The organism is Isoptericola sp. NPDC019571, assembly GCF_044389385.1.
Lineage (GTDB): Bacteria > Actinomycetota > Actinomycetes > Actinomycetales > Cellulomonadaceae > Isoptericola > Isoptericola nanjingensis.
In genome coordinates, this window is sequence record NZ_JBIRXZ010000004.1 from 35,868 (window position 1) to 49,284 (window position 13,417).

A 13,417-nucleotide genomic window follows, 5' to 3' on the forward strand; every position below is an offset into this window, starting at 1 on the left:
CGCCGATCCGCACGTCCGCCTATGCGTCGTGCCTGAACACTTCCGCCCCGGGTGCCCCGGGGACGTGGTACCCGACGACGTCGAGCACGAGCTCGCAGAACATCGAGTCCGCCCAGCTGAACCACTCCCTCGTGAACTCCTCGGGGCGGTCCACGTGGTACGACTCGCACATCCGCCCGCGTGCCGCGTTGGCCGCGAGCATCGACGCGACGAGAGCGCGCTTCTCCGCCGGGTCCGTCGAGGTCAGGCCCCGGACGGCGGCCGAGATGGGCCAGACGTAGCGCGGCGGCGTGTGCGGGCTGCCGAGACCGTCACCGGTCGTGCCGCGCACGTAGGTGGGGTTGTCGTCGCTGAGGGCGAAGCGGCGCGTCGCGACGTAGAGCGGGTCGTCGAGCGCCACGCCGCCGGTGAGCGGCAGGGAGAGCAGGCTCGGCATGTTCGAGTCGTCCATGAGCAGCCGGTGGCCGAGGCCGTCCACCTCGTAGGCGAAGATCCGCCCGTGCTCGGGGTGGTCCACGACGCCGTGCCGGCGGGTGGCGGCATCGAGCTCGGCGGCGAGCTCCTCGGCCCGCGCGGCCAGGCCCGGGTCGGCGAGAGGGCCGAGGGCGAGCTCCGCGAGGTCGCGCAGCGACGCGGCGGCGAACAGGTTGCCGGGCACGTTGTAGTGGTGGACGCACGCGTCGTCGCTGGGGCGGAACGCGCTCCAGGTCATGCCCGTGACGGCGACGGGCGACCCCTGGCCGTCGCGGACGAGCGTGTCGGTCGGCGGGCAGCCGTCGCGCTCGAACCGGTAGTCGGACCGCGCGTCGTGGTCCTGCTCGGTCCGGACCGTGGCGACGACCAGTTCCGCGGCCTTGCGGAACGTGTCGTCGAGGTGGTCCGTGCGCCCGGTGGCGAGCCACAGCTGGTGCGCGAGCTGGAGGGGGAACGCGAGCGAGTCGACCTCGTACTTGCGCTCCCAGACGCCGGGCGTCATCGCCGTGCGGTCGGCCTGGTGCCCGGCGCCGTCCGGCGTCCGGTTGAAGGCGTTGGCGTACGGGTCGTGCAGGATCTGGGTGCTCTGGCGCCGGACCAGGGCCGCGACGACGTCGCCGATCCCCGGGTCGAGGTCGAGCAGGGCGAGGTACGGGCGCATCTGTGCCGCGCAGTCGCGCAGCCACATCGCCGGGATGTCGCCGGTGAGCACGAAGGCGGTGCCGTCGGGCTCGAGCACGACGGCGTCGCGCAGGGTGCGCCGCATCGCCTCGGCGAAGACGGCGGCCGTCGGGGCGTCGAACGCCGCGGCGACGCGGTCGGTCACCTCGCGCAGCACGCGCTCGTCGAGCATCTGGTCCGTCACCACGCACTCCATCGTTTGGATATATCGAATAGGCGGGAACATACCAGCGTCGACGGCGGGTGACCAGAGCGGGCACGACGAAGCCCGCGGCGCGTCGCGCCGCGGGCTCGCCCTCGCGTCCCGGCCCCGTCAGCCCGGGTCCACGTCTCCTCGCCGCACCGCCCGCAGCAGCCGGGGCGGGACCTGCACCGTGCGGCCGGCCACGACCACGGGGACGAGCGCCGGCGGGTCGGCCTTCCAGCGCGCGCGCCGGCTGCGGGTGCGCGAGCGGGAGGTCTTGCGCTTGGGGACGGCCACGGCCGCTCCTCTCGTCGGGTCGGTCTGGGGGAATTCCCGGCTCAGCCCTGGCGGGCCTTGAACCGGGGGTTCTGCTTGTTGATCACGAACGTCCGGCCGCGGCGGCGGACGACCTTGGCGCCCGGCAGGCGCTTCAGCGACCGCAGCGAGGCCCGGACCTTCATCGGGCGCCCTGCCCGTAGCGCCGACGGAACTTCTCGACGCGGCCCGCGGTGTCGACGACGCGCGCGGCCCCGGTCCAGAACGGGTGGCTGGCGCTCGAGATCTCGACGTCGACCACGGGGTAGGTGTTCCCGTCCTCCCACTCGATCGTGCGCGCGGGACGGCCGGGCCCGGAGGCGGCGTCCCCCGCCAGCGTGGAGCGCGTGAGGAACGCGGTGCCGGCGCTGGTGTCGCGGAAGACGACGGGGCCGTAGGTGGGGTGGATGCTCTGCTTCATGGTGGTGTCTCCTCTCACCAGCTGGACTTGGTGACGCCGGGCAGCTCGCCCCGCAGCGCCAGCTGGCGCAGACGGATGCGGGACAGACCGAAGCGGCGCAGGTAGCCGCGGGCGCGGCCGTCGACGACGTCGCGGTGGCGCAGGCGGGTGCGGCTCGCGTCGCGGGGCTGGCGCTGCAGCTCCATGACGGCCGTGGCCCGCTCCTCCGCCGTGGACGACGGCGACGCGACGACGCGCTTGAGCTCGGCCCGCCGGGCGGCGTACCGCTCGACGACGTCGCGGCGGCGCGCGTCGGCGGCGATCTTGGACGTCTTGGCCATCAGCGCTCCTCGCGGAAGTCGACGTGCCGGCGCACGACGGGGTCGTACTTGCGCAGCACGACGCGGTCGGGGTCGTTGCGGCGGTTCTTGCGGGTGACGTACGTGAAGCCCGTGCCCGCCGTCGAGCGGAGCTTGACGATCGGGCGCAGGTCGGTGCGGGTGGCCATCAGACCTTCTCTCCTCGTGCCTGGATCCTGGCGACCACGACGTCGATGCCGTCACGGTCGATGGTCTTGATGCCCCGGGCGCTCACCCGCAGCGTGACGGTGCGGCCGAGCGAGGGCACCCAGTAGCGCTTCTTCTGGACGTTCGGGTCCCAGCGGCGCTTCGTCCGCACGTGCGAGTGCGAGATCGCGTGGCCGAACCCCGGGACCGTGCCGAGCACCTGGCAGCGGGCGGACATCGATACCTCCATTATGAGAACGGTTCTCATCAGGGCGCTACAGTGACAGACTTGAGAACTGTTCTCAAGTACCGTCATCCCCAACCCACCGGAGGTGCTCGTGATTCCCGACCGCCCGCACGCGCCTGCCACGCCCGCCGCACCGGCGCTGAGCGTGCTCGTCGCCGTCGACCCCGTGCTGCGCGACGCCGCCGCGGCGAGCCTGACCCTGGGCGCTCCCGACGTCGTCGTGGTGCGCCACGACCTGCTCCCGGACGACGGCGCGCTGCGCCGCGTCGTCGTCGACGCGACCGGCGTCCTGGAGGACGAGACGGTGGCGCTCGAGCACGCGTGCGTGTCGTGCAGCGTGCGCGAGGACGCCGTGCCTGCCCTCGCCCGCCTCGCCGACGACGGTCGCTGGGCCCACCTCGTGCTCGCCCTGCCGGTCACCGCCGAGCCGCTGCCCGTGGCGCGCTCCCTGGCGGCGCAGGCCGAGCCGGGCGGGGTGCTCGAGACCCTCCGGCTCGCCGCGACGGTCGGCGTCGTCGACCTCGACGCCCTGGAGTCCGACCTCCTCGGCGACGACCTGGTCGACGAGCGCGGGCTCGCGCTCACCGACGACGACCAGCGGCCCGTCGGTGAGGCGCTGGCCGCGCAGCTCGAGCAGGTGGACGTGGTAGTCACGACCGGCGCCTCGGCCACGGGCGGCGGCCTCGTCGACCGGCTGCGCGCCGTCGACAGCCACCGCGTCGAGGGTCTGCACGACCTCGACCCCGTCGCGCTCTCCGCCCGTTCGCACGCCCCCGCCGCGGCCGAGCGCCGCGCCCACCCGCTCGGCGCGCGCGGCGCCCGCCGGCGCGCCAAGGACCCGCGCGACCGGAGCTGGAGCCTGCTGCTGCGCAGCGACCGCCCCTTCCACCCGGAGCGGCTGCTGGCGCACGTCGAGGACCTCGGCACCGGGCCGGTGCGCAGCCGCGGCGTCTTCCACGTGCCGAACCGGCCGGACTCCGCGTGCCTGTGGGACGGCGCGGGCGGCGCCCTGTGCGTCGCGGACCTCGGCACCTGGGACGAGGTCGCGGCCGGGCACCCGCCCGTCACGCGCATCCTCGTGGTGGGGGCGGGCGAGCCGCGCGACGCCAGAGAGGTGCACGACCGCATCCTCGACGCCTTCGGCGAGGCCCTGGCCACCGGCGCCGAGGTGGCGGACGGCGGCCTGTGCTGGCTCGGTCGCGAGGACGTCCTGGCGCCCTGGCTGGGAACACGGACCGCCTGAGCGCTGTTCCTCCCCGCGCGGGCCACGTGCCGGTCCCCGCGACCGGAGCGCGGGGTCGTCATAGGCTCCTCGCGGACCCGCACCCACGACGGACGGGAGGCACCCGCATGGCCGCACGCGCGCTCGCCGAACGGCTGCGCACCGAGTCCGGGGCCGCGCTGCTGCTCGTGGGCGTGACGCTGCTGGCGCTCGTGTGGGCGAACTCGCCGCTGTCCGGCTGGTACGAGCACCTGTGGGAGCTGCCGATCCACGTCGACGTCGGCGACCTGCGCTTCGACATGGACCTGCACCACTGGGTCAACGACGGGCTCATGGTGCTGTTCTTCTTCGTCGTCGGCCTCGAGGTGCGCCAGGAGCTGGCGATCGGGTCGCTGCGGCAGCGCAGCTCGCGCCTCGTGCCGCTCGTGGCGGGCACGCTCGGGGTGATCGTGCCCGCGCTCGTCTTCCTCGCCGTCGCCGGCCACGCCGACCCGCACGGCTGGGGCGTCGTCGTCGGCACGGACACGGCGTTCCTGCTGGGCGTGCTCGCGCTGGTCGGGCCGGCGATGTCGAGCCAGCTGCGCGTCTTCCTGCTCACGCTGTCCGTGGTGGACGACTTCCTCGCCGTCGGGATCATCGGCGTCGTCTACTCCGAGGAGGTCCGCCTCGCGCCGCTCCTCGTCGCCGTCGCCGCGCTCGCCGTGCTGTGGCTGCTGGGCCGGATGCGCGAGTGGCGCAGCTCGCCGTACGTGCTCGTCGTCGTGGTGCTCTGGGGCGCGACCGTGCAGGCGGGCGTCCACCCCTCGATCGCGGGCATGCTCGCCGGGCTGCTCGTGCCCGCCGTCGCCACCCGGCGCGACGACGTGCTGCAGGCCAAGAGCCTGTTCCGCGACTACTGGCAGTCGCCCAGCGCCAGCGTGGCGCGCAACGCCCGCGTCGGGCTGGCCCGGTCCATCTCGGTCAACCACCGTCTCCACGACGTCCTCCGCGGGCCCGTCTCGCTCGTCGTCGTGCCGCTGTTCGCGCTGGCCAACGCGGGGATCGACCTCCGCGGCGGCGCGCTGGGCGCGGCGCTCGGGTCGGTGATCACGTGGGGGGTCGTGGCGGGCCTGGTCGTGGGCAAGCTCGTGGGCATCGGCCTCGGCACGTGGGGCGCGGTCCGCGCCGGGCTCGGGCGGCTGCCCGACGGCGTGGGCCCGGGCAGCGTGCTCGGCGGCGCGGCCCTGTCCGGCATCGGCTTCACCGTGTCGCTGCTGGTGGTGGACCTTGCGTTCGACGGCACGCCCGCGGGGCAGGCCGCGACGGTCGGCATCCTCATCGCGATGGTGCTGTCCACCCTGCTGGGGTGGACGATCTTCACCGTCGCCCGCGTGCGGTACGGCGAGGCGAGCGCGGACCTGCCGGTCACGCTGTCCCCCGCCGTCGACCCCGACCGCGACCACGCGAAGGGCGACGTCGACGCCGCGCACACCGTCGTCGAGTACCTCGACTTCGAGTGCCCGTTCTGCGCCCGCGCGACCGGGATGGGAGCCGAGCTGCGCGAGCACTTCGGCGACCGCGTGCGGTACGTCGTGCGGCACCTCCCGCTGCGGGACGTGCACCCGCACGCCTACCTCGCGGCCGTCGCCGCCGAGGCCGCGCACCGGCAGGGCCGGTTCTGGGAGATGCACGACGAGCTGTTCGCCCACCAGTCCCGGCTGGAGCCGGACGACCTGCGCGGGTACGCCGCCACGCTCGGCCTGGACCTCGAGCGGTTCGACGCCGACCTGGCGGACGAGGCCCTGCACGCCCGGGTCCGCGCGGACGAGGCGAGCGCCGCGGCGTCCGGCGCCCGCGGCACGCCGACGTTCTTCCTCGACGGCGTCCGGCACCGCGGCCCCCACGACGCGCGCACGCTCATCGCGGCGCTCGAGGCGAACGAGGACGACCCGGCGCTGCGCCGCCGTTCCTGAGATCGAGGCCGACGGGGCCCGCCGCGCCCGGTCGTCGGGTGCGAGAGGATGGGGATATGGGATACCAACTGGAGCCCGTGACGGACGCCGACCTGCCGTACCTGCGCCGGTGCGTGGACCTTGCGCGCGAGGCGCTGGACGACGGCGACGAGCCCTTCGGCTCGCTGCTCGTCGACGCGACCGGCGCCGTCGTGTTCGAGGACCGCAACCGCGTGCAGGACGGCGACCAGACCCGCCACCCCGAGCTGGAGATCGCCCGCTGGGCGGCCGCGCACCTCACGCCCGAGGAGCGGGCGCGCGCCACCGCGTACACGTCGGGCGAGCACTGCGCGATGTGCAGCGCGGCGCACGCCTGGGTGGGGCTCGGCCCGATCGTCTACGCCTCGAGCACCGCCCAGCTCACCGCGTGGCTGCAGGAATGGGGCGTGGCGCCCGGGCCGGTGACCCCGCTGCCCGTGGGCGACGTCGCGCCCGGCATCCCCACCCGCGGGCCGGCCCCGGAGCTCGCCGACGAGGTGCGCGGCCTGCACGCCCGCCTGCACGGCGTGCGCGACCCCGCCTGACGGTGTTTGCCTGGGGAACATGAGCGACTCCCCCACCCCCGGTCCGACCTCCGCCCGCAGCCCGTGGACCTGGCGCGCGATCGTGCTCGCCGTCGTCCTGGTGGCCGCCGCCGTCGTGTGGCTGGTCGTGCGGGACGACGGCGGCGACGGCGCGACCGCCGCGTCGCCGTCGCCCACCGCGACAGCGACCGCGACGGAGGCCCCCTCCGCGTCCCCCGACCCGTCCGCCTCGCCCACGACGACGGGCGGCGCCGGCTGCGCGGCCACCGACGACGGCACCCCGGAGGGCGCGGACACGCACGAGGTCGCCGACGTGGACGGCGACGGCGAGGCCGACACCGCGTGGCTCACCGGCGGCGCCGAGCGCCGGTTCGGGATCACGACGGCGTCGGGCGCCACGTTCTCGACCGCGATCGACTCGGCGAGCCCGCAGCGCGCGTCCGCCGTCGTGAACGTCGTGGCGGCCGGGGACAGCACTGCCCCGATCGCCCTCGTCGACACGGGCCGCGAGGTGCTGCTCTTCTCCGCCGCCGACTGCGATCTCGCCGCGACGCAGAACCTCGCCGGCGCGCCCTACACGTTCGACAAGGGCTTCACCGGCCAGGGCACGGGCGTCGGGTGCACCGAGGTCGGCGGCGCCCTGCGCCTCGCGGGCCTGGACGCGACGTCGCCCGACGGCAGCTCCTTCACGGTCACGCGCACGTTCGTGGACCTGGACGACGCGGCGCTGAACGCGTCGAACGGCGACGAGGCGACCGTCGCGGACGACGCCGGCCCCGACGACCCCGTGGTGGTCACCGCGCAGGAGACCAGCTGCGGCGAGGCGGTCGTGGGCGAGGACGGGCCGGTGGAGCCGGAGTCCTGAGGACCAGCGCCAGAGTCTTGCATCGCGCATCGACGTCGATCAATATGAGGGCATGTCCGCCCTCCCCGACGACGGCGCCCGGCCGTCCGCCCTGTTCGTCTGCGTGCACAACGCCGGCCGCTCCCAGATGGCCGCCGGCTTCCTGCGCGCGCTGTCCGGCGGCGCGGTCGAGGTCCGCTCCGCGGGGTCGATGCCCGCCGACCGCATCAACCCCGTCGCCGTCGAGGCCATGGCCGAGGCCGGCATCGACATCACCGCCGAGCAGCCCAAGGTGCTCACGACCGAGGCCGTGCAGGCGTCGGACGTCGTGATCACGATGGGCTGCGGCGACGCCTGCCCGATCTTCCCCGGCAAGCGCTACGAGGACTGGCAGCTCGACGACCCCGCCGGCCAGGGCATCGACGCCGTCCGCCCCATCCGCGACGAGATCCGGCGCCGGGTGCTCGCGCTGCTCGCGTCCCTCGGCGTCGACCCCGTCGCGCACTGACCCCCGACGCCCCCTTCGAGCAAGGGATCCGTACCGCCAAGAGCACGTTTGGCGATACGGATCCCTTGCTCGAAGGGGGCGGTGGCGACAGGTGTCCGGTCAGGCGTGGTCGTCGTCGCCGGAGCGGCCGTGGGCGACGCCGGTGGCGAAGCCGACCCCGTCCGGCGCGCCGACGCCGAGCGTGACGAGCTGCGGCTCGGCCGGCGCGGTTCCGCAGCAGGACCCGGCCGACGACTCGCCGTCGGCGGCCAGGGCCAGGTCGCTGGAGCACACGCCGGTGGCGGGCAGGTCCAGCTCGACGGCATCGGCGGCCGCACGGTCCCCCGCCAGCGCGGCGGCGACCGAGCGCACCTGCTCGTACCCGGTGGCCAGCAGGAACGTCGGCGCTCGGCCGTACGACTTCATGCCGACGAGGTAGAAGCCGTCGTCCGGGTGGCGCAGCACCTGCTCGCCGTGCGGCGGCACCGTGCCGCAGGAGTGCTGGTTCGGGTCGATGAGCGGCGCGAGCGCGCTCGGCGCCTCGACGACGGGGTCGAGGTCGAGGCGCACCTCGCGCAGCATGTCGAGGTCGGGGCGGAACCCGGTCGCGTTGACGATCGCCTGCACGTCCAGGGTCAGCGGCTCGTGCTCGGCGGTGCCGAGCACCCGCACCGACCCGGCGCGCGGGACGAGCTGCTCGATCGAGACGCGGGTCAGCAGGCGCAGGCGGCCGGCGTCGACGGCCTCGCGCAGCCGGGTGCCGAGCAGCCCCCGCGCGGGGAGCTCGTCGTCGGTGCCGCCGCCGAACAGGCGGCGCGCGGAGCCGCCGCGGATCGCCCACGTGACCGTGGTACCCGGTGTCGACTCCGACAGCTCCACCAGGCTCAGCAGGGTGTTCGCGGCGGAGTGGCCCATGCCGACCACCAGGGTGTGCCGGCCGGCGAACCGGCCCCGGTCCGCTCCGAGGACGTCGGGCAGCGGCCCGGTGACGAACGACGCGGCCTCGACCTCTCCGGCCGCGGGCAGGCCGCTGACGCCGAGCGGGTTCGACGTCGAGAACGTGCCGGAGGCGTCGACGACGGCGCGTGCGAGGACGTCGGCGACGCGGCCCGTGGCGTCCACGGTCCGCACCCGGTAGCCGGCGCGCTCACGACCGAGCGAGCGCGTCTTGTCCGCCCCGTCCCGGGCGACCGCGAGCACGCGGGTGCCGGTGCGCAGCCGGGACGCGATCTCGGGCGTCGCGGCGAGCGGCGCCAGGTAGCCCTCGACGAGCTCGCCGCCGGTCGGCAGGGCGTCGCCGTCGGGCGACGTCCACCCGGCCGGCTCGAGCAGGCGGCGGGCCGCGGCGTCGACGTCGTACCGCCATGGCGAGAAGAGTCGCACGTGCCCCCACGACGCGACGGCCGCGCCGACGCTCTCGCCGGCCTCCAGCACCAGGGGCTCCAGGCCGCGCTCCAGCAGGTGCGCCGCGGCCGCCAGGCCCACCGGGCCCGCGCCGATCACGACCACCGGCAGCTCGGCCCGCACCGTCTCGACCATCTCGCACTCCCTCGTATCGATGAACTTCGATGACTGAACGGGGAACAACGTATCCACATTCTTCGATGCGTGGCAAGATGGACGCATGACGACGATCGACCTGCCGCTCACGCCCGTGGCCACCGACGGCGGCTGCTGCGGCACGGCCGCTCCCCCGGTGGACGTCACCGAGGCGCGCGCCCTCGCCCGCACGTTCAAGGCGCTCGCCGACCCGACGCGCGTGCAGCTCCTGTCGATCGTCACCGCGCACGAGGGCCACGAGGCGTGCGTCTGCGACCTCACCGAGCCGGTCGGCCTGGCGCAGCCGACCGTCAGCCACCACCTCAAGATCCTCGTCGAGGCGGGTCTGCTCGAGCGCGAGCAGCGCGGGCGCTGGGCGTACTACCGCGCCGTGCCGGGCGCCGTCGCCGACCTCGCCGGCTCCCTCTCCTCGCTCACGCCGTCGCCCGCGACGGCCTCCGCGTGAGGAACAGCACCGGGATCAACAGCAGCGACAGGACCCCGCCGCCGAGGGCCAGGGTGGCGTAGCCCGACCCGGCCATCACGACGCCGGACATCGCGCCCCCGCCTGCGCCGGCGAGCGCGATGAGCACGTCGACCGTGCCCTGGGTGCGTGCGCGGGTGGCGGGCGTCGTCGCGTCGACGATGAGCGCCGTGCCCGCGATGAGGCCGAAGTTCCACCCGAGCCCGAGCAGCGCGAGCGACAGCACGAGCAGGACCATCGAGTCGCCCGGCGCGACGGCGCCGGTGATCCCCGCGAGCAGCAGCGTCACCCCCGACGCGACCGCCATCGGCACCCGTCCGACCTTGTCGACCAGGACGCCCGTCACCAGGGACGGCAGGAACATCGCCGCCACGTGGATGCCGATGACGAGGCCGACGTCGCCCAGGTCGTGGCCGTGGCCGCGCATGTGCACGGGCGTCATCGTCATGATCGCGACCATCGCGATCTGCGTCAGCACCATCACCGTCGCGCCGACGACGACGCCCGCAGGCACGGTGCGCCGTGCGCCGTCCGGAGCGCCGCCCGTCCCCGCCGGCGCGCCGTCGTCCGCGCCGTCCGCGGCGCCGGCCAGCTCCTTCGCGACGAGGAAGGGGTCGGGCCGCAGGAAGGCGAACAGCGTGCCGCCGGCGGCGAGGAAGGCGACGGCCGCGAGCAGGAACGGGCCCGCGAGCGCGGGCAGCCCGAACGACGTCGCGAGGACGCCGAGCGGCTCCACGAGGTTCGGCCCCGCCACGGCCCCGAGCGTGGTGGACACCATCGCGACGCTGGCCGCCGTCGCGCGGCGGTCCGGGGCGGCGAGGTCGGTACCCGCGTACCGGGCCTGCAGGTTCGTGGACGTGCCCGCGCCGTAGACGAACAGCGACACGAGCAGCAGCGGGACGACGCCGAGGGCCGCGGCCACCACCACACCGATCGCGCCCAGGCCGCCGGCGGCGAAGCCCAGCCCCAGGCCCACCCGGCGGCCCGCCCGCTGCGTGACCCGCCCGACGAGGAACGCCGCGAGCGCCGAGCCCAGCGTGAACAGCATGGTCGGCACGCCGGCGAGGCGGTCCGTGCCGAGCATCTCCTGCGCGAGGAGCGCCCCGACCGTGACGCCCGCGGCCAGCCCCGCGCCGCCGAGCACCTGGCTCGCGACGACGACGGTCAGCGTGCGGCGCTGCAGCGTGCGCAAGTCGTCGGGCGAGGGCAGCACCGGGTACCTCCAGGGTCGGCGGACGGGCCATCGGCAGGGTAGCCGCCCACCCACGCCGACCATGCGGTGGCGCACCTTCTGGGGGCTCAGGACGGACGCGGCTCCACGGTCGGCGACGGTCGGACGACGGTGACGGCGTCCGGTGGGCGCGCGACGTCGGCCCACGCGATGCCGAGCCGCCGGGTGGTGCGCGGCTCCAGCGGCACGTAGACGGGATCGGCGGCGTCGGGCCGCTCGGGCCGGGGCAGCACGGCCACGCCCATCCCCGCGGCGACGAGGCCGCGGATGGTGTCGACCTCGCTGGACTCGAACGCGACCTCCACCTCGACGCCGGCCGTACCGAGCATGCCCTCGACGACGCCGCGCAGCTCGGTGGTGCGCGAGAAGGCGACGAACCGCTCCCCCGCCAGGTCGTCCACGCCCACGCCCGTGCGCCCGGCCAGCCGGTGCCCCGGCGGGACGGCGACGCACAGCACCTGCTCGTGCAGCAGCCGCCAGCCCGTGGTGCGGGTGGGCGGCGGGGGCGTGACGAGCGCGAGGTCGAGCACGTCGTCGTCGAGCCAGCCGAACAGGTCCTGCGCGAAGCCCTGGCGCAGCTCGAAGCGACGGTCCGGGTCGTCACGACGCAGCTCGGTCACGACGCGCGGCACCAGCCACCGCGCCACGGACTGCAGGAAGCCGAGCCGCACGGTACGCGCGCCGAGCACCTCCTGGCGCACGTGCCGGCGCGCCACCTCGATCTCGTCGAGCACACGGGCGGCGTCGCCGCGAAAGCTCACGCCGGCACGGTTGAGCGCGATGCGGCGACCGTGCCGGCGGAACAGCTCGACGCCGAGCCCCGCCTCGAGGCGGGCGAGCGTGCGGGAGACCGTCGACTGGTCCACGCGCAGCAGCGCCGCCGTGTCGCGGGTGCTCTCCGTCTCGCACAGCGACAGGAACACCCGCAGGGTCTGCTCGTCCATCTCGCCCCTTCCTCCGGCCCGACAGATGCAATTCTGGCATCACGACCGGCGTCCGGATCATTTGGCGCATCGAAGCGCCGGGCGCATCGTGGTCCGGTGACCACCGCTCCGCCCGCGCCCGCCTCGACGCGCGACACCACCGCGCCCGCGGGCCACCGCCCCGGGTCGCGGGCGTACCGCCGCACGCTGCTGGGGCTCGCCGCGGGCGGGCTCGCGAACTTCTCGCTGCTCTACTACGTGCAGCCGCTGCTGCCCCAGGTCGCGGCGCACTACGACGTCTCGGCGGGCGCGTCCGCGCAGGTGCTGTCGGTGACGACGGCGGCGATGGCGGTCGCGCTGCTGGCCGTCGGCCCGGTCGCCGACCGGTTCGGGCGGGTCGAGGTGATGCGCTGGTCGCTGCTCGCCTCGGGCGTGCTGGGGCTCGCGAGCGCCTTCGCCCCCACGTGGGGCAGCCTGCTGGTGCTGCGCGGGCTGGCCGGGGTGGCGCTGGCCGGCCTGCCCGCCGTCGCGCTCGCGTACCTGCGCGAGGAGATGCACCCGGGCGCGCACGCCCGCGCCAATGCGGCCTACATCGCGGGCACCGCGGTGGGCGGCGCGGTCGGGCGGCTCGTGCCCGGCCCGCTCGCCGCCCTCGGCGGGTGGCCGCTGGCCACCGAGGTGCTGAGCGTCACGACGCTCCTCGCCGCCGTCGCCCTGTGGGCGCTGGTACCCCGCTCGGCACGGTTCACGCCGCGGCCGCTGCGGCTCGGCAGCGTGCTGACCGGGACGGCGTCGGCCTTCCGCGACCCGGTCGTGGCGCTGCTGTGCGCCGTCGGCTTCGCGAGCATGGGCACGTTCGTCGGCGTGTACAACGCGGTCGCGTTCCGGCTCGAGGCGCCACCGTTCTCCCTCGGGCACGCGGTGACGCTCGTGTACCTGGCGTACCCGGTCGGCATCGTCACGCCGTCCGTCGCGCAGCTCCTGGCCCGACGGCGCGGGCGCGGCCCGGCCGTCGTCGCGGGCCTGGTGCTGCTCGCCGCCGGGGTCGCGGTGACCGTGCCGCCCTCCGTCGTGGCCGTCGTCGCCGGGCTCGGCCTCCTCACCGTCGGCTTCTTCTGCGCCCACTCCCTGGTCAGCGGCTGGGCCGTGGACCGCGCGCACCGGCAGGGGCGCGGCACCGCGCAGGCGTCGAGCGCCTACCTCTTCGCGTACTACGTGGGCAGCGCCGTGATGGGCGCGGTCGCGACGCACGTCTGGGAGGACGCCGGCTGGGCGGGCGTGGTCGTGACGGCGACCACCACCACCGCCGTCGCCGTCACCGCCGCCGCGGTCGCCGCGCGCCTCGACCGCCGCCCTACGCTGTGA

Annotated in this window: 17 protein-coding genes; 7 read left to right on the forward strand and 10 right to left on the reverse strand. The window is 75.4% G+C overall.

Translation table 11 applies throughout. The features are described 5' to 3' along the window. Positions 1-19 precede the first annotated feature (19 nt). From ACH443_RS08330 to rpmB, 7 genes are all read right to left on the reverse strand, one after another. Positions 20-1,339, reverse strand: a complete 1,320-nt coding sequence (locus ACH443_RS08330) for a glycoside hydrolase family 125 protein (protein ID WP_430590024.1) — start codon at positions 1,337-1,339, stop codon at positions 20-22. 129 nt (positions 1,340-1,468) lie between these two features. Next, on the reverse strand, positions 1,469-1,636 hold the full coding sequence (gene rpmF, locus ACH443_RS08335; protein ID WP_430590025.1) for a 50S ribosomal protein L32: 168 nt from the start codon (positions 1,634-1,636) through the stop codon (positions 1,469-1,471). Positions 1,637-1,677: 41 nt separating this feature from the next. Next, a complete protein-coding gene (gene ykgO / locus ACH443_RS08340; protein WP_079573901.1) occupies positions 1,678-1,800 on the reverse strand; it encodes a type B 50S ribosomal protein L36 in 123 nt (40 codons plus the stop codon). Then, on the reverse strand, positions 1,797-2,075 hold the full coding sequence (locus tag ACH443_RS08345; protein ID WP_430590026.1) for a type B 50S ribosomal protein L31: 279 nt from the start codon (positions 2,073-2,075) through the stop codon (positions 1,797-1,799). Before ACH443_RS08345 ends, ykgO begins: the two co-directional genes overlap by 4 nt. Positions 2,076-2,089: 14 nt before the next feature. Further along, positions 2,090-2,395 (reverse strand): 30S ribosomal protein S14, encoded by a 306-nt coding sequence (gene rpsN / locus ACH443_RS08350; RefSeq protein ID WP_430590027.1) that lies wholly within the window; start codon positions 2,393-2,395, stop codon positions 2,090-2,092. Continuing rightward, the gene (gene rpmG / locus ACH443_RS08355; RefSeq protein WP_079573907.1) at positions 2,395-2,562 is read right to left on the reverse strand and encodes a 50S ribosomal protein L33; all 168 of its coding nucleotides are present in this window, start codon (positions 2,560-2,562) and stop codon (positions 2,395-2,397) included. Before rpmG ends, rpsN begins: the two co-directional genes overlap by 1 nt. Continuing rightward, positions 2,562-2,798, reverse strand: coding sequence for a 50S ribosomal protein L28 (gene rpmB / locus ACH443_RS08360; RefSeq protein ID WP_429730821.1), 237 nt, complete (start codon positions 2,796-2,798; stop codon positions 2,562-2,564). The genes rpmG and rpmB overlap by 1 nt, the downstream gene beginning before the upstream one ends. A gap of 100 nt (positions 2,799-2,898) precedes the next feature. Here rpmB and ACH443_RS08365 point away from each other — a divergent pair, with 100 nt between their 5' ends. The 5 genes from ACH443_RS08365 to ACH443_RS08385 all read left to right on the forward strand — a co-directional run bounded on the left by ACH443_RS08365 (position 2,899) and on the right by ACH443_RS08385 (position 7,896). Continuing rightward, positions 2,899-4,050, forward strand: coding sequence for a CobW family GTP-binding protein (locus ACH443_RS08365; RefSeq protein ID WP_430590028.1), 1,152 nt, complete (start codon positions 2,899-2,901; stop codon positions 4,048-4,050). A gap of 107 nt (positions 4,051-4,157) precedes the next feature. Then, entirely contained in the window at positions 4,158-5,981 is a 1,824-nt protein-coding gene (gene nhaA / locus ACH443_RS08370) for a Na+/H+ antiporter NhaA (protein ID WP_429762921.1), read from the forward strand. Between the two features lie 56 nt (positions 5,982-6,037). Next, positions 6,038-6,544 (forward strand): nucleoside deaminase, encoded by a 507-nt coding sequence (locus ACH443_RS08375; RefSeq protein WP_430590029.1) that lies wholly within the window; start codon positions 6,038-6,040, stop codon positions 6,542-6,544. A 19-nt stretch (positions 6,545-6,563) separates the two neighbouring features. Beyond that, a complete protein-coding gene (locus ACH443_RS08380) occupies positions 6,564-7,409 on the forward strand; it encodes a hypothetical protein (protein WP_430590030.1) in 846 nt (281 codons plus the stop codon). A 52-nt stretch (positions 7,410-7,461) separates the two neighbouring features. Then, positions 7,462-7,896, forward strand: a complete 435-nt coding sequence (locus tag ACH443_RS08385; RefSeq protein WP_429762918.1) for an arsenate reductase ArsC — start codon at positions 7,462-7,464, stop codon at positions 7,894-7,896. Positions 7,897-7,995: 99 nt separating this feature from the next. Here ACH443_RS08385 and ACH443_RS08390 read toward each other — a convergent pair whose 3' ends face one another. Then, positions 7,996-9,414 (reverse strand): FAD-dependent oxidoreductase, encoded by a 1,419-nt coding sequence (locus ACH443_RS08390; protein ID WP_430590031.1) that lies wholly within the window; start codon positions 9,412-9,414, stop codon positions 7,996-7,998. A gap of 85 nt (positions 9,415-9,499) precedes the next feature. On the opposite strand from ACH443_RS08390, the gene ACH443_RS08395 reads away from it, so the two are divergent. Next, a complete protein-coding gene (locus tag ACH443_RS08395) occupies positions 9,500-9,880 on the forward strand; it encodes an ArsR/SmtB family transcription factor (protein ID WP_430590032.1) in 381 nt (126 codons plus the stop codon). On the opposite strand, the gene ACH443_RS08400 is transcribed toward ACH443_RS08395, so the two are convergent. Both ACH443_RS08400 and ACH443_RS08405 read right to left on the reverse strand, forming a co-directional pair. After that, positions 9,849-11,111 (reverse strand): MFS transporter, encoded by a 1,263-nt coding sequence (locus tag ACH443_RS08400; protein WP_429762915.1) that lies wholly within the window; start codon positions 11,109-11,111, stop codon positions 9,849-9,851. The two genes, ACH443_RS08395 and ACH443_RS08400, sit on opposite strands and share 32 nt — an antisense overlap. An 86-nt stretch (positions 11,112-11,197) precedes the next feature. Continuing rightward, positions 11,198-12,073 carry a LysR substrate-binding domain-containing protein gene (locus ACH443_RS08405; RefSeq protein ID WP_430555553.1) on the reverse strand — a complete coding sequence of 292 codons (876 nt, stop codon included), beginning with the start codon at positions 12,071-12,073 and terminating at the stop codon, positions 11,198-11,200. 96 nt (positions 12,074-12,169) lie between these two features. Between ACH443_RS08405 and ACH443_RS08410 the strand changes: the two genes are divergently transcribed. Continuing rightward, positions 12,170-13,417 (forward strand): MFS transporter, encoded by a 1,248-nt coding sequence (locus ACH443_RS08410; RefSeq protein WP_430590033.1) that lies wholly within the window; start codon positions 12,170-12,172, stop codon positions 13,415-13,417.

Excerpts from the sequence above, each read along its gene's own strand:
- nhaA (WP_429762921.1), top strand. The coding sequence starts at position 4,158 with ATGGCCGCACGCGCGCTCGCCGAACGGCTGCGCACCGAGTCCGGGGCC.
- ACH443_RS08390 (WP_430590031.1), bottom strand. The coding sequence starts at position 9,414 with ATGGTCGAGACGGTGCGGGCCGAGCTGCCGGTGGTCGTGATCGGCGCG.
- ykgO (WP_079573901.1), bottom strand. The coding sequence starts at position 1,800 with ATGAAGGTCCGGGCCTCGCTGCGGTCGCTGAAGCGCCTGCCGGGCGCC.
- rpmB (WP_429730821.1), bottom strand. The coding sequence starts at position 2,798 with ATGTCCGCCCGCTGCCAGGTGCTCGGCACGGTCCCGGGGTTCGGCCAC.
- ACH443_RS08385 (WP_429762918.1), top strand. The coding sequence starts at position 7,462 with ATGTCCGCCCTCCCCGACGACGGCGCCCGGCCGTCCGCCCTGTTCGTC.
- ACH443_RS08375 (WP_430590029.1), top strand. The coding sequence starts at position 6,038 with ATGGGATACCAACTGGAGCCCGTGACGGACGCCGACCTGCCGTACCTG.
- ACH443_RS08405 (WP_430555553.1), bottom strand. The coding sequence starts at position 12,073 with ATGGACGAGCAGACCCTGCGGGTGTTCCTGTCGCTGTGCGAGACGGAG.
- ACH443_RS08395 (WP_430590032.1), top strand. The coding sequence starts at position 9,500 with ATGACGACGATCGACCTGCCGCTCACGCCCGTGGCCACCGACGGCGGC.
- ACH443_RS08380 (WP_430590030.1), top strand. The coding sequence starts at position 6,564 with ATGAGCGACTCCCCCACCCCCGGTCCGACCTCCGCCCGCAGCCCGTGG.
- rpmG (WP_079573907.1), bottom strand. The coding sequence starts at position 2,562 with ATGGCCACCCGCACCGACCTGCGCCCGATCGTCAAGCTCCGCTCGACG.
- ACH443_RS08345 (WP_430590026.1), bottom strand. The coding sequence starts at position 2,075 with ATGAAGCAGAGCATCCACCCCACCTACGGCCCCGTCGTCTTCCGCGAC.
- rpsN (WP_430590027.1), bottom strand. The coding sequence starts at position 2,395 with ATGGCCAAGACGTCCAAGATCGCCGCCGACGCGCGCCGCCGCGACGTC.